Genomic DNA, 20,199 nt, shown 5'->3' on the forward strand with positions numbered 1-20,199 from the left:
GTCTTGTGACTGATGGGTTAAGTGTGGATCTAGTCCCCTATCACCCGTTTTCGTTGATTGCTGTCGTGGATGATTGCGGCCGCTGCGGAGTTTGCGGCGGGCCTGGGTGCTCCGAAGGCGGGACGGGACGGGTCACGGTGGGGCGTGACCCGTCACTGCTTACGACCTGATCCACTCTCTCTCGTGCACCAGGTCGTTACGGCACGATGTCGTCGGCCGTCGTCTCCGACCCCTTTTCCCAGGCCGCCTGCAGCCGTGCCGCATGACGTACCAGCTGCGACGACCCGCCGCGCGCGGCCAGAGCCGTCAGCCCGGGTATCGGCTCGGTCGCCACCGCGCCGCAGCGTTCCGCGCATTCGGCGGCCACGGACAGCAGATCGCTCAGCCCGCGCGGGGCCTGCTCGTACGCCAGCAGCGGGGGCAGCGCGGCGGTCAGCACGGTGAGCACCGTCCGGTATGCGCCGGTGGCGGCAGCCGTACGGGCGGACTCCGCCACACGGTTGGGTTTCACCAGCTCGCGGTCGACGAGAATCGCCAACTCCCGGCCGAGCAGCACCGCGTCCAGCCTGTCCTGGGCCGCGAGCACCAGCAGGGCGTCGACCGCCGACAACCTGTCCTCCGGATGGCGGGCGCCCAGCCCGTACGCCACGGCCAGATGGATGGCCGCGGCGGCCGGGCCGCCGAGCCCGGCGAGCCGGGGCAGCGGCCAGGCCGCACCCCGTAGCTCCTCGGTCGCGCAGGTGGCGACAGCGGGCAGCATCCAGGCGGCCATCGTCTCGCCGTCCTCGGGCAGGGTGGCGAGCCAGGAGCCGGGCTCCTCGCCCCAGTGGTAGCACCGGTGTCCGTCCGGGACGTGCGGGCGGCCCAGCCAGTGGAAGCAACGCGGGAACTCCTGCTGGATGCCCCGACTTTCCTCGGTGGCCAACAGGACGCGTCGCGTCCCGGCAGCCGATCGCTGCAACCAGCTGCGCGACGGCGGCTGTTCGTTCTCCAGATGGTGCTGCTGCACAGGTGCGACCGGTTCGTCCGCGTGGAGCCAGGCAGCCAGCCGGTCACCCTGCGCGGTGCCGAGCAGGGTGGCCGCATCCGCCGCCTCCGCTGCCTCGCGCCGACCGCTGCGCCGCACGCGCAGCAGCGCCTGGGCGAAATCGGCTTCCCCGGGTTCGACCCCGAGCTGCTGATACGTACGCAGCCGCTCGACCAGCACCGCCGGGTCCAGCGAGCCGGTGTGCCATGTCGGAGTGGCCAGAAGGAACGGCGACCTGCCGATCAGTACCGAGTAGGCGGCCTCCCACAGCCGCGCCCGGAGGATTCCGTCGAGCGCCGCATGGACACAGGTGCCGGTCCCGGTCCAGCCGGCACGCCCGTCGTGAACGGCTCGCACCGAGACCCGTTCGAGCAGTACGGCCACGACGAGTTCGATGCCCGTGTCCAGGCTGAGCGTCCGCTCGACGTGGGACGATGTGTCGTCGAGCCACCACCGATCCGCCAGCGCGTCGCGCAGCGCATCCGCCAGCGCCGGACGGTCCGTGTGGGCATGGCGGACCAGTCCGTCCAGAGCCCGCTCGAAGGTGGCCGGTTCCCGTGATCCGGATCGCACCAGTGCCACCACCTCCTCGACGAGCTCGGCGGTCGTCTCCGGCGCAGGTTCGAGCCGACGCGGAGCAGGAACCGACGGCAGTATCTCCTCGTACGGCTCGGCCGGTGGCCGGGCGTCCAGCAGATCCCCGAACACCTCCGCCGCTGCTGCCCGGTGCACCGGCCCCAACAGCTCCGCGGACATGGCGAGTTCCTCGCGCAAGGGGTCGCCGACAGGGGGTGCGTACCGCGCCACCAACTTCAGCGCCCGCTCCTGGATGCCGATGTCCTCGTGACCGAATGCCTCGGCGACGACCGGCAGCAGTTCTTCGGCCGCCGACGCGTCGCGGCGCAGTGCCTTGCCGAGCAGCACGAGCTGGGCCCGGACGAGCTTCTTCTCCGTCCGGAACAGCACCGAACCCGAGACGTCCGCCAGCTCCCGCACGGACAGACCACCGCGCTCGTCCAGCCGGGCCAGCACATCCTGCGCATGGCCCGCGACGGTCGAGATGCCGTCCGCAGCCATCCCGATCCAGTCGGCGACCCGCTCGGCCTCCTCCTGCTCCGTCAGCGCGAGCCGGCGCAGCACGGTCAGGAAGAACCGCAGATCGCCGGGCTTTCCGCCACGGAGCAACCGGGTCACGCAGCAGTTGACGAGCACGGACCGCCCCAGCAGCCCCTCATCCACCGAAGTGGACAGTGCTGAGGGCCAGTTGTCCGCGGATTCGTGTTCCTGATCGCCGTACCAGATGACCTGCGGGGGCAGCTCCGTCGTCTCGAAGAGCCGTGGCACCATCACCGCGAGATGCGGATCCGCACGCAGTATGTCGATCAACGGCGGCGCGCCCTTCCGCCGCCACTGCAGGGTGGAGACCCTCTCCGCCCAGCCGACGACGAAACCCTCCGTGGTGGGCACGGAGCACTGTGCCCTCTTCACCAGTTCGGAGACGAACTCGTAGTCGATCCGAGTGGCGGTGGGCCGCGCGGCCAGCCGGTGGGCGAGGTCGCCGAGCCAGGCAGGATCACGGTCCGCGAGCACGTCGAGGACCAGCGGGTACGGGGAGCGGGTCCAGTCGCGCAGCTCCCGGCCACCGATCCAGGTGGCGCAGCCGGCGGCTCCGGAGTGACAGCCCGCTCCGGCGATCAGCAGGGCCTTCTGGATCCTGTCCCGTTCGCGCCATTCCCAGCTCCGCGACTCCTTGCGCATCGTCTTCAACTCCGCCAGCGCAGAACGGCGTTCCGCCCGGTCCAGCGGCAGGAGAAGTGCGGGGACGTCTTCCTTGCATCCCTCACGTACCGCGGTGAGCAGCTCCTTCATCGCGCACCCCCGGCAACCGGTGCGTCCCTACGGGCCATCCGGACGGCGAGAGCGTGCTTGCAGGGGCCCCGCCGCCCCCGGTAATCCGCCCACCACTGGCAGGTACAGCTCAGCACTCCGTCTTTCTCCCTCACCTGGTAGCGGCGGTTCCCCGAGGAGACGGCAGCCAGCTCCCCGTCCAGCGCGACCGCGCCCGATCCGGCCAGCTGACGGGCGGCGACCAGACGCGGATTGTGCCGCTCGGCCCGGTCGGCGTCGTACGGCAGTTCACGGTGGAAGTACGCCGCGTCCGCGAGGTCGTACCCCACCCGGCCCGCTGTGCCCAACCGGGTGAGGGCGGCCCGCACCCGCTCCACCGACAGCCCCGACTGCTCGGCGAGGTCCGTCGGTTCGATCCGCGGCTCCCAGGCGAGCAGTACGGACACCAGCTCGGCGTCGGCCGCGGCATCGTCGGTGGCCAGTGCGTCGAGCACGCCGCCCTCACCGGAGAAGCCGCGCGAGGCGTCGGGCGACAGCGTCAGCGTGAGACGCATTCCCGGCAGTACCACCTCCCAGGCGCTCGCGGCCGCGGCGCCGTCGGCCACCGGCCCGTACACCCGCAACGCCGTCGCGTGACGCAGCACCCGCTGGAGCGTCACCAGCCGCTCGGGCCCGGGCAGGCATACTGCGCCGGCCACCGGCCTCGTGGTCGGCCGCAGGGTCTTCCCGGTGGGGACGACCCACTGAGCGCCGCGCGACGCGTTTCCCGACGAGCGCGGCAGCGCGCGCAGGAACCGGACCGCCTCCGGCGCGGACAGCTCCGCCCGCAGGTCGAAACCGGCGGAGACCACCTGCGCCTCGGCGAACCCGCGCAGCCAACGGTCGGGCAGCGGCACCTTCTTCTCGACGACCGGACCGTTCAGCGTGGTGACAGCCATCTCCTCCGGACCGACCCGGAGATGCAGCGGATCGTCTCCCGCTATCCGCGAAAGCGCCTCCCGCAGAGGGTTGTTGACATCCACATTCGTTGTGCCATGCCCTGTCTGCGCGCCGTCCAGACCGTCCTGCAGCACATCGAGGCGCGCATACACCCCGCAGCAGCCGGAGAACGACTCGAAGCGCAGCCGGTCGCCGTTTCCCGTCACCACCGGGTCGAGGGAGGAGGGCAGGGTCCGCTGGTAGTAGCGCGCGGACGCCACGTCCGCCACGGCCAGCAGCCCGCGGGCGGCGACCCGCGGCGAGGCGAGAAAGCCGGCGAAGAACCGGGGATGGGGCTCTGCACCCCGCGGCGTCAGACCGCCCGCGGTCTCCAGGCCGAGCACCTGTCCGGCCTGGGAGGACTCGAGAACGGAAGGGCGGGAGTAGGCCAGGGCCTGTACGGATCGGGTCATGCAAAAACCGTAGAACCCACCACTGACAATCGGCCCCGGACGGCTGTCTGTCCGGGGCCTCGTCCGACGTCGGTTACGGGCGTCCGCTCACTGTCCGACACGCCCCGGCTGCAGCACCGTGGTGAACAGCACCGAACCGCCCTGCGCCCGCAGCCGCACCGTCAACTCGCCGCTGTCCCCGTCGATGTCGACCTCGCCGAAGAACTGCGGCGACTCCATCGGCGACACGTTCGCCCGGTCGGGCGCACGCAGGAAGACCTGGTCGGGGCCGAAGGTGTTGTCGAGTGCGTTGGCGGGGAATCCTCCGGCGGCCAACGGACCCGATACGAACTCCCAGAACGGTGCGAAGTCCTTGAACGCCGCGCGCTCGGGGGCGTAGTGCTGTGCCGATGTGTAGTGCACGTCGGCGGTCAGCCAGACCGTGCCGGTGATCCGGCGGTGCTTGATGAATCGCAGCAGCTCGGCGATCTGCAGCTCACGGCCGAGCGGGGCACCGGGGTCGCCCTGCGCCACCGCCTCGAAGTTCGTCGCACCGTCCGTGACGACCAGTCCCAGTGGCATGTCTGCGGCGATCACCTTCCACACTGCGCGGGACCGCGACAGCTCGCGCTTGAGCCAGCGGAGCTGCTCGGCGCCGAGGATGCCCGTGGTGTCGTCGGGCTGCCGTCCGGGAGAGTTGGCGTTCCGGAACGACCGCATGTCGAGAACGAACACATCGAGCAGCGGCCCGTGGCGCACTACCCGGTGCACCCGGCCGTCGCCGGACGATGCGTGCAGCGTGGACACCGGGAAGTACTCGCGGAATGCCTGCATCGAGCGCGCTGCCAGCACATTCACGTTCTTCTCGGTGTATCGGGCGTCGTCCAGGATCTGCCCGGGATACCAGTTGTTGCGTACCTCGTGGTCGTCCCACTGGATGATCGACGGCACCTGCGCGTTGAACTTCTTCAGGTTGTCGTCAAGGAGGTTGTAGCGGAAGTTCCCGCGGTACTCGGCGAGCGTCTCGGCGACCTTCGCCTTCTCCTCGGTGGTGATGTTCCGCCAGACCCTGCCGTCGGGCAGCGTCACGCTCGGCTCGATCACACCGTCCGCGTAGATGTTGTCGCCGCTGCAGAGGAAGAAGTCCGGGTCGAGGCGGCGCATCTCGTCATAGACCAGGTACCCGCCGATGTCCGGGTTGATGCCCCAGCCCTGTCCCGCGATGTCGCCGGACCACAGGAAGCGCACCCCGTCCCGGCGCCGGGCAGGCGCGGTACGAAACGTTCCGTACACCGGCTCACCGGTCCGGCGCGGATCGTCCGGGTCCGCGAGCGTCACCCGGTAGTGCACCTGCTCGCCCGCCGGAAGCCCGTACAGCGGCGTCGTCCCGGTGAAGTCCGTACCCGGACCGACGAGCGGCCCGTACCAGGTACGGGCCCGCCGGAACGACTCCGTCGCCGACGTCTCCACGATCATCCGGGCCGGCCGGTCCGCACGCACCCACACCAGGGCGGACGACGCCGTGACATCACCCACCTGTACGCCCCAGCCCGCGCGCGGACGGCCGGACAGGGCGAAGGCGGGGGCCGCCGCTCCCGCCAGGGGAAGGGTGAGCGCGGCCGAAGCCGCGAGCGAACCGCGCAGCACGGTGCGGCGGTCGGGCGAAGGGATACGCGGACGGTACGACATCGAGGTGCCTCCGGGGGCAGCGGGACAGAGGTACGGGTGGCCGGTCGACCGGCCCCACCTTTGTGCCCGTCGGCGGCGGGCACACCAACCTCAGATGAACACCGGGTCCCGGCTCCCGTCGATGTCCCGTCCGCGCGTGTCCCGTTGGGCCTGCGCCAGCAGCCGTACGCCGCGCGCGATGTCCGGGGGTGCCAGATGCGCATAGCCGAGAACCAGGTTCACCGTACGGTCCGCACGGCGCGTGGTGTCGCAGTCACTGAGCGGCCGCAGCGCAATGCCGCGACCGGCAGCGCGCTGAAGGAACACCGTCTCGGGACCGTACTGTTCGGGCAGGCGGGCGATGATATGAAGACCGGCGGCGATCCCGCTGACCGCGGTGCCGGGGAAGTGTTCCGCCAGCGCCGCGGTCAGAGCGTCGCGCCGCTCGCGGTAGGCGCGCTGGCAGCGGCGCAGCTGCCGGTCGTACCCGCCCCGGGTGACGAAGTCGGCCAGCACCGCCTGGTCGACGGCCGGATTGCCCAGATCCATCGTGCGTTTACGGGCCACGATGTCGTCCGTCATCGTCGCAGGTGCGAGCAGCCAGCCCAGCCGCAGCCCCGGTGCCAGCGACTTGCTCACCGAGCCGGTGTACGCGACATGCTCTGGGTCCAGACCCTGCAGCGCACCGACCGGCGCCCGGTCGTAGCGGAAGTCACCGTCGTAGTCGTCCTCGACGATCAGCCCGTCCGTGGTTCGCGCCCAGTCGAGCAGTGCGCGGCGACGCGTGGCGGAGTAGGCGATTCCGGTGGGGAACTGGTGCGCGGGCGTGGTCACCACGGCGCGCACGCCGGAGTGCGTGAGCGACGCGGGCGCCAGACCTTCCTCGTCCAGCGGCAGCGGGACGGTTGTCAGCCCCGTCGAAGCGAACAGAGAGGCATGCTCCGGGCTTCCGGGATCCTCGACGCCGACGGTCCGCAAGCCGCGCCCGTGCAGAACAAACCCGAGCAGCGTCGTCGCCTGGGCCACGCCGGAGCACACCACCAGGCGCTCCGGATCGGCGACCACGCCGCGTCGCCTGGCCAGCAGCGAGGCCAAGGCCTCCCGCAGCTCGGGCAGTCCACGCGGATCGGGGTAGCCGAGCGAGCTGTGCGGCAGCCGGCCCAGCACCGCGCGATGGGCGGTGGCCCAGGCGCTGCGCGGAAACAGCGAGAGATCCGGCGTACCGGGCCGGAAGTCCACCGAGGAACCAGGGGCGCGCGGAGCGAGATCGTGCGCCTCGCGCACAGCGCCGCGGACGGCACCGCTCACCCAGGTGCCCGCGCCCCGACCGCTGCGCACATAACCCTCGGCGGTGAGCTGCTCGTACGCCTCGGTCACCAGACCACGGGACACCCGCAGATCCGCGGCCAGTTCGCGGCTGGACGGCAGCCGGGTCCCCGGAACCAGGCGCCCGGAGCGGATCGCCTCGCGCAGCGCCTCCTGAAGCGCACGCCCGCGCCCCCGGGCCGGGGCGGCCGCGGCCGGAAGCAGCAACTCCCAGGCAGCGGATACGGACGCGCTCCGCTGCGCGCCGTCCCACGGCGGATTGGTCCCCGAAGACGTCATGAAAGTGGACCTTAATCCGGACCGCCTCGCTGCCTAGCGTCGGCTCCATGAACGTGACTTCCGCACGCGGGGCGCTGCTCGCGGCCATCGCCTGCGTCCTCGTGGGCGCCTCCTTCACCGCCAATAGTGTTCTCGGCGACTATCCGTACGCGGGCGGTCAGGCGCTGCGCTACAGCCTTGCCGCGCTGTTGCTCCTGCCGCTTCTCGGCGGCGGGGTGCGCTCCGGCCTCGCTCCTCTCCGTACACTCACCCGCCGCCGGTGGACCCGGCTCGCGCTGCTCGCAGCCGTCGGCATGGTCGGCTTCAACCTGGCGGTCCTGGCCGCCGAGCGGTCAGCGGAACCCGCTGTTCCGGGCGTGTTCGTCGGCTGTGCCCCGATCCTTGTCGCCGTCCTCGTCCCGCTGCTGGACGGGCGTCGTCCGACCCGCACCGTCCTGTGCGCGGCCGCGCTGGTCGCCGCCGGGGCGTTCACGGTCCAGGGCTGGGGCCGGACCGACGTGGCGGGCTTCCTCTGCTCGGTCGGCGCGCTCGCGGGCGAGGTCGGCTTCGCTGTCCTGGCCGTACCGGTGCTGCGCCCGCTCGGGCCGAAACTGCTGTCGGCCGTTGTCTGCGCCATCGCTGCCGCCGAGTCGGCACTGCTCGGTGTCCTGCTCGACGGCAGCGGATTTCTGCGGATGCCCACACCCGCGGAGACGGCGGCGCTCCTGTGGCAGGCAGTCGTGGTCACGGTCGTCGGGTTCGTCTGCTGGTACATGGGCATGGAGCGCATCGGCGCCGAACGCGCCACGCTCTTCTCCGGGCTGATCCCGGTCTCGGCGGCACTCACCGCGCCGCTTGTCGGCACCGGTTCGTACGGGATCGCGCAGGCCGGCGGGAGTCTGCTGGTGGGTTGCGGAGTGGCGCTCGGTTCAGGTGTCCTACGGCGCAGCAGGCCGAAGGGATCCTCCGGTTCGAGGGCCGGTGCCGACTCCGCGACCGGTACCCGTTCAGCGACTGGTGTCGAGGATGACGCGCGCCACGAGCGCGGGATCGTCGTTCATCGGCACATGACCGCAGCCGGGCAGACGTACCAGCCTGGCACCGGGTATGGCGTGCTTGGCCCTGACCCCCTGCCGGCGCAGCAGCAGCCGGTCGCGGCTGCCCCAGGCGATGGTCACGGGCAGCCCCGGCACATCCTCGGTGAAGGCGACATTGCGTCCGACCGCGAGAGTCTCGTGGAATCCCGTCGCTTCGCGCAGGGCGACAGTCTCCGAGACGACGGCCTCGGGTGAACGGCGCCCGGGCCTCGCGTAGATGGTGCTCGTCAGCGCCGCACGCCCGGCAGCGCTGCGCGAGAGCCGTTCGATCAACGGCATAGGCAGAGCCAGTGCTCCCTGCCGCATCGCCCGCAGAGTGCCGAAGGCGTAGAGCCGCTCGCTCTCCGTCCAGAAGCCGGCGGGCGACAGCGCCGTCACCGACCGTACGAGCTTCTCGCGTCCCAGCTCCAGGGCCAGCAGTCCACCGAGCGAATTCCCTGCGACATGAGGCCGGTCCAGGCCGAGCGCCTCACAGAAGGAGCCGAGCACCGGGACCACGCTCGCCAGGTCGTACGGAACGCCGTCCGGGAGCGCCGCGGAGACGCCGAAACCGGGCAGGTCAATGGCTATGACATCCCGCTCCGGTGCCAGCACCGGCAGCACCGGATCCCAGGCCTGACGATGGTGGCCGATGCCGTGGAGCAGCAACAACGGCTCCCCGGAACCGGTGCGCTCGTACGCCACGGACACGGTCCGCGGTCCTCCGGGTGAGTCGACGGTGAACGAGACCGAGGTGGCCATGCTGTTGCTCCCGGGGGTGTCCGGCACGAATGCGCCTTGCTGAAGCAGCCCTGCGCAAAGGGACTTAGACGTCCCGTCAATAACAATTACCGTTCAGTAGCCCGCAGTTCAAGGGGTCGGGTGATTTGTGCTGGACACGGCCCGGAGCGTCGGCTGGGATGGGACGGTGACAGCCGACATCGTTACCGACGTCTTCGAAGAACACCGCCCTGTACTGACCGGGGTCGCCTACCGCATGCTCGGCCGGATCGCCGACGCCGAAGACGTGGTGCAGGAGGCGTGGCTGCGTTGGTCGGCCGCGCCACGCGACGACGTACGGGAGCCGCGTGCGTTTCTCATGCGGACCACCACCCGCCTCGCCATCGACCGGCTGCGACAGCTGCAGATCCGGCGCGAGGCCTACGTCGGGCCATGGCTGCCCGAACCGCTTGTCACCGACTTCGGCCCTGCCGTGCCCGACACTGCCGAGCAGGCCGTCCTCGCAGACTCCGTTTCCGTCGCCGTTCTGGTCGTCCTCGAATCGCTCTCCCCGCTGGAGCGCGCCGTCTTCGTCCTGCGTGAGGCCTTCGGCTTCCCGTACGGGGAGATCGCCACGACGCTCGACAGGACCGAGGCCGCGGTGCGCCAGCTTGCCGGGCGTGCGCGGCGGCACGTGGAGGAGCGCAAGCCGCGTTACGACGTCGACCCTGTCCAGCGCCGTGACCTCACCGAACGGTTTCTCGCCGCGGCGGCGGGCGGCGACATCGAGGAGCTGCTGATGCTCCTCGCCCCCGATGTGCGTCTGGTCGGCGACAGCGGCGGAAAGTCCAAGGCGCCGCTGCGGATCATCGAGAGCCAGGACAAGGTCGGTCGCTTCCTCCTGGCCGTCGCGCAGGATCAGCCTGCCGGCTTCGAGATCCGGGTCATGGAGCTCAACGGTGGCCCCGCTCTGGTGGCGCTTTCCGGCGGAAAGCCTGATGCCGTCTTCCAGATCGATGTAAGGGACGGTGTTATCCAATGCGTATATATCGTCCGCAACCCTGACAAGCTTGCCAATCTGGCCGTCGAATAGCCGCCCGTCAGGCGCCCTGTCTGGCCGAAGCCCCACGGACCCTCCGGGCGTGGGGCTTTGTGCTGCGCGCGCCGCACGGCACCACGAACGTCCTGTGAACGCTCTGCGGCAGGGAGTCGATTCGCAGCGTGACGGAACGAGGATTGGTCTTGACCAAGGTGGTGTGCCGCCCTATGGTCTCAACGTTAAGACAGGAACCTTTAATAAATAACGTCGCGGAAAAAGACGCTGGGTGATTGCGGAGGACAGGGTGGGGACCACGCAGCTGGAATCGGTGCAGGAGCCGAAGTACTGGCACCTCAAGACCGTCCTCAGTGAGGCACTCGACTCGGACTTTGCGGTGGGAGAGATCCTGCCCAACGAGCGCGAGCTCGCAGCCAGGTTCGGGGTCGCCCGGGCAACGCTCCGACAGGCTCTGGAGCAGCTCGAACTCGAAGGCAGGCTGCAGCGCCGCCGCGGTGTGGGGACCACTGTCGCCCCGCCGCGCGTGGGCGTCGCCGTCTCGACCGCGCAGCACGACTGGACGGGCGGCGCCGACGAGGCCTGGCAGCCCATTGGCTGCACGACCGCGACGGCGCCCGCCCCGGTCCTCGCCATGCTCGACGTGGAGAGCGACGAGCCGGTGCACATCGTTCGCCGGATCCGGGTCACTCAGGGGCAGCCGGTCGCTGCGGAATTGCTGTACGTGCCGTCGGCTTCCGTGCCCGAACTGTCCGCGATCGAGACCTCGTCGGGTGCCGCCCGCGCCCGCAGCGTCGTGCGGGAACTGCACCGTCTCGGCCTCGACGGCCAGGACCGTTCGGTGGAGCTCGGCTCCGCGCGAGCGGACGACGCCAAGGAACTCGACCGGCTCCCCGGCGCACCGGTCCTCGTCGTCACCACCCGTTACCTCGCGGCAGGCGGCACGGCTGCGGTCTCCGTCGCCACCTACCGGGCCGACACGTGCCGACTCACCTTCGGTGACTCCGGCGATCTGGAGATCAGCCACCCCGGCCAGGAGCGCCACGCGTCGTGAACCCGGCCGGTCCCGCCGGCTTCGAACGAAACGCACGGCCCGTCGCGCTCAGCGGCGGGCCGTCACCGATCCCTCCACGGCGAAGAGCTGCTCCTCGACATGGTCGAGCGCCAGCCGCAGGGCGCCCGTGGCCACGGCCGCCTCGCCCAGCAGCGACAGTGCGACCCGCGGCGGCCGGAGACAGTACCGGGCCAGTTCACCGCGGAGCGGATCCAGCACGCCGTCCAGTCCCGCGGCCCAGCCGCCGATGACCACCAGCTCCGGGTCGAGCGCCAGCACCAGCGCCGCCACATCGTGCACCAGCCGCTGGATGAACCGCTCCACCGCAGCCTGAGCCCGCACATCGCCGTGCCGGGCCTCCGTGAACACCGCGGCGACCGCCTGCTCGTCCAGCGGATCCAGTGGGGTGTCCGTCGTCGACAGCAGCTTCTCCGGTGTGACCTCGCGGCCGAGCAGATGGAGTGCGCCGATCTCGCCCGCTGCACCGCCGTAACCACGATGCAGCCGTCCGCCGATCAGCGAACCGGCCCCCGGGCTCAGCCCCGCCAGGACGAACACGATGTCGTCCGACTCGGTCGCGGCACCCTTCCAGTGCTCGGCCACCGCCGCGGCGTTGGCGTCGTTCTCCACGAGCACCGGACAGCGGAAGGAGCGCCGCAGCCGCTCACCGAGCGCGAGACCGGTCCAGTCCGGCAGCGCGGTGCCCAGGCGTACGGTCCCGTCGGCCTCCACGATCCCCGGACTGCCCACCCCGACCGCACGCAGACTGCTCCGGGCCACCCCCGAGCGCCGCAGCAGATCGGCGACGACGGCCCGCACCCGGTCGAGCCGGTCGTCCGCGGAAGCCGTCTCCGACACCTCGCGCGAACCGGCGCCGATGATCCTTCCGTCAAGCCCCGACAGAAGTGCGGAGACGCGGTGCGGGCCGATCTCGATGCCGAGCAGATGTCCCGCCTCGGCGCGGAACCGGAACCTGCGGGCCGGCCTGCCCTGACGTCGGGCCTCACCCTCGTCGGGCGCCGATTCGACGACCAGACCGGCCTCGAAAAGCCCCTCGACGACGCCCTCGACCGTTGGCCGGGACAGACCCGTGATACGAGTCAGGTCCGTGAGCGTGGGGGAGTGGGCGCCCCTGAGGGCGTGAAGTACCACCGCGGAATTGATCCGACGCAACAGCGACGGGTCCCCACCGGTCAACCGGCCCACGGTGTGTCCTCCCAGCTCGCGAGCATGTCAGGCGGATCGTACTCGCTGCCCGGAAACGGAGCGACCGTGACCCGGAACAGGGATCCGGGCGCCGTCGGCGTCAGCCCGGAGCCACGAACCCCGACTCGTACGCGGCGATCACCGCCTGCGTCCGGTCCCTGGCCCCCAACTTGGCCAGTACGGCGCTGACATGGGTCTTCACCGTCTCGACACCGACCACCAGCTTGGCGGCGATCTCCGCATTGGACAGTCCCCGGGCCATCAGACGGAGCACCGCCCCCTCCCGCTCGGTGAGCGCCGCGCTCTCCATGGCCGCCTTGGCCTTGCTCGTCCCGTACTCGGCGGCAAGCTGCCGGACCGCGGCCGGGAAGAGCAACGACTCGCCCTCGGCGACCAGACGCACCGCATGCACGATCTCCGAGGGCCTGGCCCGCTTGAGCAGAAAACCGTCCGCCCCGGCGCGCAGCGCCTCGTACACGTACTCGTCGTTCTCGAACGTCGTCACCACCAGGATCTTCGGCGGATCCGGCACCGTGCGCAGCACCACCCGGGTTGCCTCGATGCCGTCCATCAAGGGCATGCGCACGTCCATCGCCACCACATCGGGGCGCAGTCGGCGCAGCAGCGGGATCACTGCGGCACCGTCGGCGGCTTCGCCCACCACCTCGATATCGGGCTGGGCCTCAAGCACCGCACGCAGTCCTGCGCGCACGAGGGGTTCGTCGTCGACCAGAAGAACGGTAACCGGCATCCGGTCAGCGTAGGCCGTCCAGCGGGAGGCTCGCGTGCACCCTCCACTCGCCGTCGTACGGACCGGTCTTGGCCTTTCCGCCCAGGAGCGCGGCCCGCTCACGTATGCCCCGCAGTCCGCTGCCGCCGCCCGGCGTACCTATCGACCCGGTGAGCGGATTGGTCACCTCGAGCTCCAGCCAGCCGTCCGCGACGGTGATCCTCACCCGCACGGGGACGGACCCGGAGTGACGCAGCACATTGGTGAGTGACTCCTGCAGGATCCGGTACCCCTCGCGGGACACCGGTCCCGGCACCAGCTCCACCGGACCGGAGACCTCGGTGTCGACCTTCGCCCCCGAACCGCGCGCCGAGTCCAGCAGCCGGTCCGCCTCGGCGAGTGTCGGCCGCTGTCCCACCGGTGCTTCCGACTCCCGCAGGACCCGGAGCACCCGCTCCAGATCGTCCAGTGCCGCCCGACCCGTCTCCTCGATAGCGGCCAGTGCCCGCTCGGTGAACGCCGGATCGTTCGTCGCCCGCGCCGCACCCGCCTGGACGACCGCCACGGTCAGGGCGTGCCCGATCGAGTCGTGCAGCTCGCGCGCAATGCGATTGCGCTCCAGCAACTGCTCGGTGCGCTCCTCCAGCGCGGTCAACCGCTCCACCGGTGACGGACCGAGCAGCCGCCGCGCCGCCGCCGTGATCACCTCGCCGCATATCACGACAACTGCGAGCAGCAGGAGAAGAGGCACGGGTGCAATCAACGCGTACCACCAGTGCGGCTCCACCCCGCGGATCAGCCAGTCGTCGCTCGGGCCCGAACCCGACGCGGTGAGGACGAGGTCAACTGCCGTGGCGGACAACCACACCGTCGCGAACCCCGCCACCACCGAGAGCAGCAGCCGCACCTCCAGCCAGACCACGGTTCGCCAGCGGGCCGCCCAGTTTTCCGCCGGAGCCGCGGAGATCGCTGCGTCGGGTCTGCCGCGGTCCGACGGCATCAGCAACAGCTGGGCCTGAACCCCCTCGGCGAGCCGCATTCCGGGGACCAGCCCCACGGGCACGGCAAAGATCATGAGGGCCCAGGGGGTGTCCATGGAGATGAACAGCCACACGCTGGCGACCGCGCACGGAATGAGCATGTGCAGCCAGCGGGTGTAGGTGATCGGCTCGGTCAGCGGACGGAGAAGGCGGCGCATGCCGCCATCGTGCCAGCCGTCGCGAATGTGACGGCTCCCCCGAGCGAGGGAGATGATCCCCTCCGGCGGGGGAGGACGGGAGCGGGCGCGGCGGCCAGGCTGAGGACATGACCAGCATCGACGTCCATGAGCTCACCAAGGAATACGGCGCGACCCGCGCCGTTGACCACCTCACGTTCAGTGTGCGACCCGGCCGGGTCACCGGCTTCCTCGGTCCTAACGGCGCCGGCAAGTCCACCACCATGCGACTCGTCCTCGGCCTGGACCGCCCGACCAGCGGCTCCGCGACGATCGACGGGAAGAACTACGCCGCACTCGACCATCCGCTGCGCCGGGTCGGCGCGCTGCTCGATGCCCAGGCCGCCCACGGTTCCCGGACCGCGCGGAACCATCTGCTGGCTCTCGCGACGAGCAACGGCCTTGCTGCCGGCAGGGTCGAGGCGGTTCTGGAGGAGGCGGGTCTCGGCCGGGTCGGCGGCGATCGGATCAAGACGTTCTCGCTGGGTATGCGACAGCGCCTCGGCATAGCGGCTGCTCTGCTCGGCGACCCGGACGTCGTCATGCTGGACGAACCGTCGAACGGGCTGGATCCGGAAGGCATCATCTGGATCCGCGAGCTGATGAAACGGCTGGCCCGCGAGGGTCGCACGGTTCTCGTCTCCAGCCACCTGATGAACGAGACGTCGTCGTTCGCCGACCACCTCGTGGTCCTCGGGCGGGGCAGGCTCCTTGTCGACCTGCCGATGCAGGAATTCCTCGACTCCCGCAGCCGCCCGCGCGTGCGCGTACGCACGACGGAGTCGGGGCGGCTCCGCGATGTGCTGACCGGCAAGGGACACGAGCTCGTACAGAGCGACGACGGGCGCTGGATCGTCGAGGGCGCCAGGGCGGAGGAGGTCGGCGCCATCGCCGCCTTCGAGGGCATCCCCATTCTTGAACTCATCGACGAACAGGCCACTTTGGAGCAGGCCTATCTCGATCTCACAGCCGATGCGACGGAATTCGCGTCCGCAGCAGCGTCACCCGCTACCCGTCAGGAGGCCTGACCATGTCGACCACCGACGTGCTCCGTTCCGAGTGGATCAAGATCAGATCGGTACGGTCCGTGTTCGGTTCCTTGATGGCGGTCTTCCTGGTGACACTCGCTGTCACCCTGCTTGCCTTCGCCACCGTTGGTCAGGCCGAGGCGGAGAACGGGGACACCGACCTGGTCTTCGGCGCCTTCTACGCACTGAACTTCGGCCAGATCGCTGCCATCAGCTTCGGCGCCACAGCGCTCTCCTCCGAGTATCTGAATGGTGCCTTGCGGATATCGCTCGCGGCGGTGCCGCGCCGTGACCTCTTCTACGCGGCGAAGATGACCCTCATCGGCGTGCTCGCCCTGGCGGTCGGGCTCGCCACCAGCTTCACCGCGTTCCTGGTGGGCCAGCTGTTCATGGGGAAGTACGCGATCGGTCTGGGCGAACCCGGAGCTCTCCGAGCCGCCTTCGGCGGCGGCATATATCTCGCCCTCATGGCCCTGTTCGCCGCCGGCCTGACGGTGCTGCTGCGCAGCGCGGTCGCCGTCCTCAGCCTGCTCATCCCGTTCGTCCTGATCGTTTCCTTCGTGGTCGGGGACATCGCGAGCGGCGTGGCGCTCTATCTGCCCGACCGGGCCGGACAGTTGGTACTGCACCAGAATCCGGAAGGCAGTGTGGGGCCATGGGCAGGGCTGGCTGTCACGGCCGGCTGGGCAGGCCTCGCGCTGCTCGCCGGCTGGTGGGCGATGAGGCGCAGGGACGCCTGAGTACCGATCTCCCGTGGGTCGGTGGTGGTGGGGCACGTCGGGAGGTGATCGCGGAAGGCGCCGGGAACTGCGCCGGGTATGGGCGAGAGAGGCTGAAATCCCCTCAAGGCTCATGCCGGTACCGTGCGGTTGACCGGCGGCATGACCACCGGCCGTCACCTCCGCCGCATCGACGGGGTGCGCAGCGAGCCTCCGACATGAGGACGCGGGGCCGCCGGCCCTGCAGTCCTTGCCCCCTGACCTCAAATCCCCCGAGCTCTCGCAGACCTCTGGTGCTCGCTTCCGCAGACCGACTCAGTCCGAATGGCTGGGAGCGGTGAAGTCAGCTGCCGCGCGGAGGCGCCCGTACTCCTCGGCCATGCTCTGAGCGGTCCAGTGGGCGTTGAGGCCGCTGGGGTTGGGCAGGGCCCAGACCCGGGCACCGCCGATCCTCCGGTCCTGCGGGCCGATCTGTGCGCGACGCTCGCCGAAGGCGGTGCGGTAGGCGGTGACCCCCACCACCGCCAGCCACTGCGGGCGCAGTTGCTCGACCTTGGCCGTGAGGATCAGTCCGCCCTCGCGGAACTCCTCGGCGGCCAGTTCGTCGGCTCTCGCCGTGGCCCGGGCGACCACATTGGTGATGCCCAGACCGTAGGTCAGCAGCTCGCGCTGTTCCGAGGGCTTCAACTGGCGGGGAGTGAAGCCGGACAGGTGGAGCACCGGCCAGAAGCGGTTGCCGGGGCGGGCGAAATGGTGGCCCGTGGCGCCCGTCATCAGGCTCGGGTTGATTCCGCAGAACAGCACACGCAAACCGCCGGCGACCACATCGGGAACGATGCGGTCGCGGGCGGCCTGGAGCTCTTCGGGGGTCATCCGGCGACGGTTCCGACTGTCAGAGGATCGACCCCGGCGTGTATCCCGCAGCCTCGGGGTGCTGCTTGGTGATCTCCTCGATCCGGGCGACGAGCGCGGTGACCTGGTCGCCGGCCGCTCCCGTGAAGGAGAGCTTGTCGGCCATCAGCGCGTCCAGCTGCTCCCGGTCGAGCGGGATGCGGTCGTCGGCGGCGAGCTTGTCGAGCAGTTCGTTGCGCTCCGTGCCCTGCTCGCGCATGGCCAGAGCGGCGGCAACGGCGTTCTCCTTGATGGCCTCGTGGGCGACCTCGCGGCCGACACCGGCGCGTACCGCACCCATCAGTACCTTGGTCGTGGCGAGGAACGGCAGGTACCGGTCCAGTTCGCGGGCCACGACCGCCGGGAACGCCCCGAACTCGTCGAGCACCGTGAGGAAGGTCTCCAGCAGACCGTCGAACGCGAAGAACGCGTCCGGCAGCGCCACGCGGCGGACCACGGAGCAGGACACGTCGCCCTCGTTCCACTGGTCGCCCGCCAGCTCGCCCGTCATCGAGGCGTAGCCGCGCAGGATCACCATCAGTCCGTTGACGCGTTCGCAGGACCGGGTGTTCATCTTGTGCGGCATCGCGGACGAGCCGACCTGACCCGGCTTGAATCCCTCGGTCACCAGCTCGTGCCCGGCCATCAGCCGGATCGTCTTCGCGACCGACGAGGGCGCGGCGGCCAGCTGAACCAGTGCGGTCACGACGTCGTAGTCGAGCGAGCGGGGGTAGACCTGGCCGACCGAGGTGAACGCCTGTCCGAAGCCGAGGTGGCCGGCGATGCGCTGCTCCAGGTCGGCGAGCTTGGCGGCGTCACCGCCCAGCAGGTCGAGCATGTCCTGCGCCGTGCCGACGGGTCCCTTGATGCCCCGCAGCGGGTAGCGGCCCAGCAGGTCCTCCAGTCGGCCGTACGCCACCAGCAGCTCGTCCGCCGCGGTCGCGAAACGCTTGCCGAGCGTGGTCGCCTGGGCGGCGACATTGTGGGAGCGGCCGGCGATGACCAGCTCGCCGTATTCGCCCGCAAGCCTGCCGAGCCGGGCGAGGACGGCCACGGTGCGGTCGCGCATCAGCTCCAGTGAGAGCCGGATCTGCAGCTGCTCGACGTTCTCGGTGAGGTCCCGGGAGGTCATGCCCTTGTGGACCTGCTCGTGCCCGGCGAGAGCGTTGAACTCTTCGATCCGTGCCTTGACGTCGTGCCGGGTGACCTTCTCGCGTTCCGCGATGGAGGCGAGGTCGACCTGGTCGAGGACACGCTCGTAATCGGCGAGGGCGGCGTCGGGTACCTCGATCCCGAGGTCCTTCTGAGCGCGCAGCACCGCCAGCCAGAGCTGGCGCTCCAGCTTCACCTTCTGCTCGGGGGACCAGAGGACGGCCAGCTCCGTGGAGGCATAGCGGCCGGCCAGGACATTGGGGATGCGAGGCTTCGCAGACACAGCAGTCACGTGTCCAGATTCTACTGGTGGTTTCTGCAGGCCAGCGCCGTGGTCGGGTTTGTGGCTTACGACAAACAGGGCCGTTCGTGCGACAGGGGCGCCTCGCAGCGGTCGGGCCGAGGGGCCGGGGCGGTCGCCGTTCAGCGACTCGGAGGGTGCGGGCGCCTGCCCTTGCGTACGCCATAGGCGGTCGCGCCGACCAGCACCACGCATGCGCCCGACAGAACCGAATGCAGGGGAAGCGTGAATGCCAGGACCAGGCAGCCCACCATGCCGAGGGCCGGAACGGCACGTGGAGGGCGGCCCTCGGACGGCGTGAGGGTCCAGGCGGCCGCGTTGGCGACGGCGTAATACAGCAGGACGCCGAACGAGGAGAACCCGATCGCGCCCCGGACATCGCCGGTGGCGGCCACGAGGGCGGCGACCGCGCCTACGGACAGTTCTGCGCGGTGCGGGACGGCGAACCGAGGGTGGACGGTGGCCAGGGCACGCGGCAGGTGACGGTCGCGCGCCATTGCCAGCGTCGTACGGGAGACGCCGAGGAGGAGGGCGAGCAGGGAACCCAGTGCGGCGAGTGCCGCACCGATGCGGACCACCGGCGCCAGGCCGGGCGCGCCGGCCGCGCGGACCGCGTCCGCCAGCGGAGCCGCGGCGTCGGCGAGCCGGTCAGACCCGAGCACCGACAGCAGCGCCACGGCCACCGCCGTGTACACGATCAAGGTGATGCCCAGAGCAAGAGGGATGGCACGGGGGATCGTGCGGGCCGGATCGCGGACCTCCTCGCCCAGCGTGGCGACGCGGGCGTATCCGGCGAAGGCGAAGAACAGCAGCCCCGCCGCCTGCAACACCCCGCCCGCCGTGGCGTCGGCCCCGGGCACCAGCCGGGACGGCTCGACCGTGTCGCCGGTCAGACACGTGGTGACGGCGGCGGCCAGGACCGCAAGGACCGCCGCCACGATCACCCTGGTCAGCCCTGCGGATTTCTGCACACCCCGGTAGTTCACGGCGGTGAGAGCCACCACGGCGCCGACCGCCACAGCATGGGCCTGGCCCGGCCAGGCGTAGGCGCCGACCGTCAGGGCCATGGCTGCGCAGGAGGCGGTTTTGCCGACGACGAAGCTCCAGCCGGCCAGGTAGCCCCAGAACTCTCCCAGGCGCTCACGCCCGTAGACGTACGTACCGCCAGAGGCCGGATAGCGGGCGGCGAGCCGAGCCGAGGATGTGGCATTGCAGTACGCCACGACCGCAGCCACACCCAGCCCGATCAGGAGCCCCGACCCGGCCGCCGCGGCGGCGGGTGCCGGCGCGGCGAAGACACCGGCCCCGATCATCGACCCCAGTCCGATGACCACCGCGTCGAACACACCCAGTCGCCGTCCGAGTCCGCCGCCGTCGGACGCGTCACCGCCGTCGGACCCGTCAGCGCCGACCGCACCACCGCCGGGCACACCTGCCACGCCACTCACCCTTTGCCTTCACTCGCAGCCGCTGTCCGTAGGGGCGCACCGTACAGACCGAAGGTGACGAGGCGGTGGCCGCGCCCACGTATGACCGGAGCCCCTCGGGTGAGGCC

Annotated in this window: 15 protein-coding genes and 1 pseudogene; 5 read left to right on the forward strand and 11 right to left on the reverse strand. The window is 70.5% G+C overall.

Annotated elements, in window-relative coordinates; all coding sequences use genetic code 11:
• Positions 1–196 precede the first annotated feature (196 nt).
• The 4 genes from OG972_RS34790 to OG972_RS34805 form a co-directional block, all read right to left on the reverse strand.
• Positions 197–2,896 (reverse strand): DUF6493 family protein, encoded by a 2,700-nt coding sequence (locus OG972_RS34790; protein WP_266988361.1) that lies wholly within the window; start codon positions 2,894–2,896, stop codon positions 197–199.
• Complete coding sequence (locus tag OG972_RS34795) at positions 2,893–4,266, reverse strand: SWIM zinc finger family protein (protein ID WP_266988363.1); 1,374 nt, start codon at positions 4,264–4,266, stop codon at positions 2,893–2,895. The genes OG972_RS34790 and OG972_RS34795 overlap by 4 nt, the downstream gene beginning before the upstream one ends.
• Before the next feature lie 87 nt (positions 4,267–4,353).
• Positions 4,354–5,934, reverse strand: coding sequence for an alkaline phosphatase (locus OG972_RS34800; protein WP_266988365.1), 1,581 nt, complete (start codon positions 5,932–5,934; stop codon positions 4,354–4,356).
• A gap of 90 nt (positions 5,935–6,024) precedes the next feature.
• Positions 6,025–7,518: a PLP-dependent aminotransferase family protein gene (locus tag OG972_RS34805; protein ID WP_266988366.1), complete on the reverse strand. Its 1,494-nt coding sequence runs from the start codon at positions 7,516–7,518 to the stop codon at positions 6,025–6,027.
• Between the two features lie 47 nt (positions 7,519–7,565).
• Here OG972_RS34805 and OG972_RS34810 point away from each other — a divergent pair.
• Positions 7,566–8,411 (forward strand): annotated as a pseudogene (locus OG972_RS34810) (EamA family transporter); the annotation flags it as partial.
• Positions 8,412–8,504: 93 nt separating this feature from the next.
• On the opposite strand, the gene OG972_RS34815 reads toward OG972_RS34810, so the two are convergent.
• Positions 8,505–9,335: an alpha/beta fold hydrolase gene (locus OG972_RS34815; protein WP_266990892.1), complete on the reverse strand. Its 831-nt coding sequence runs from the start codon at positions 9,333–9,335 to the stop codon at positions 8,505–8,507.
• 166 nt (positions 9,336–9,501) lie between these two features.
• On the opposite strand from OG972_RS34815, the gene OG972_RS34820 reads away from it, so the two are divergent.
• Both OG972_RS34820 and OG972_RS34825 read left to right on the forward strand, forming a co-directional pair.
• A complete protein-coding gene (locus tag OG972_RS34820; protein WP_266988368.1) occupies positions 9,502–10,386 on the forward strand; it encodes an RNA polymerase sigma-70 factor in 885 nt (294 codons plus the stop codon).
• A gap of 250 nt (positions 10,387–10,636) precedes the next feature.
• Complete coding sequence (locus tag OG972_RS34825; RefSeq protein ID WP_266988370.1) at positions 10,637–11,401, forward strand: GntR family transcriptional regulator; 765 nt, start codon at positions 10,637–10,639, stop codon at positions 11,399–11,401.
• 48 nt (positions 11,402–11,449) lie between these two features.
• Here the strand turns inward: OG972_RS34825 and OG972_RS34830 are convergent, their stop codons facing one another.
• The 3 genes from OG972_RS34830 to OG972_RS34840 form a co-directional block, all read right to left on the reverse strand.
• A complete protein-coding gene (locus tag OG972_RS34830) occupies positions 11,450–12,607 on the reverse strand; it encodes an ROK family protein (protein ID WP_266988372.1) in 1,158 nt (385 codons plus the stop codon).
• A gap of 100 nt (positions 12,608–12,707) precedes the next feature.
• Entirely contained in the window at positions 12,708–13,358 is a 651-nt protein-coding gene (locus OG972_RS34835; RefSeq protein WP_266988374.1) for a response regulator transcription factor, read from the reverse strand.
• A 4-nt stretch (positions 13,359–13,362) separates the two neighbouring features.
• On the reverse strand, positions 13,363–14,535 hold the full coding sequence (locus tag OG972_RS34840; RefSeq protein WP_266988376.1) for a sensor histidine kinase: 1,173 nt from the start codon (positions 14,533–14,535) through the stop codon (positions 13,363–13,365).
• A 107-nt stretch (positions 14,536–14,642) separates the two neighbouring features.
• On the opposite strand from OG972_RS34840, the gene OG972_RS34845 reads away from it, so the two are divergent.
• Positions 14,643–15,581 carry an ABC transporter ATP-binding protein gene (locus tag OG972_RS34845; RefSeq protein WP_266988378.1) on the forward strand — a complete coding sequence of 313 codons (939 nt, stop codon included), beginning with the start codon at positions 14,643–14,645 and terminating at the stop codon, positions 15,579–15,581.
• Between the two features lie 2 nt (positions 15,582–15,583).
• A complete protein-coding gene (locus tag OG972_RS34850; RefSeq protein ID WP_266988380.1) occupies positions 15,584–16,321 on the forward strand; it encodes an ABC transporter permease in 738 nt (245 codons plus the stop codon).
• Positions 16,322–16,615: 294 nt separating this feature from the next.
• Here the strand turns inward: OG972_RS34850 and mug are convergent, their stop codons facing one another.
• The 3 genes from mug to OG972_RS34865 all read right to left on the reverse strand — a co-directional run bounded on the left by mug (position 16,616) and on the right by OG972_RS34865 (position 19,996).
• Complete coding sequence (gene mug, locus OG972_RS34855; RefSeq protein WP_266988382.1) at positions 16,616–17,173, reverse strand: G/U mismatch-specific DNA glycosylase; 558 nt, start codon at positions 17,171–17,173, stop codon at positions 16,616–16,618.
• 19 nt (positions 17,174–17,192) lie between these two features.
• Positions 17,193–18,635 (reverse strand): adenylosuccinate lyase, encoded by a 1,443-nt coding sequence (gene purB, locus OG972_RS34860; RefSeq protein ID WP_266988384.1) that lies wholly within the window; start codon positions 18,633–18,635, stop codon positions 17,193–17,195.
• A gap of 131 nt (positions 18,636–18,766) precedes the next feature.
• Complete coding sequence (locus OG972_RS34865; protein WP_323135959.1) at positions 18,767–19,996, reverse strand: APC family permease; 1,230 nt, start codon at positions 19,994–19,996, stop codon at positions 18,767–18,769.
• Positions 19,997–20,199 lie beyond the last annotated feature (203 nt).

The organism is Streptomyces sp. NBC_01669, from assembly GCF_026339735.1.
Lineage (GTDB): Bacteria > Actinomycetota > Actinomycetes > Streptomycetales > Streptomycetaceae > Streptomyces > Streptomyces yanii.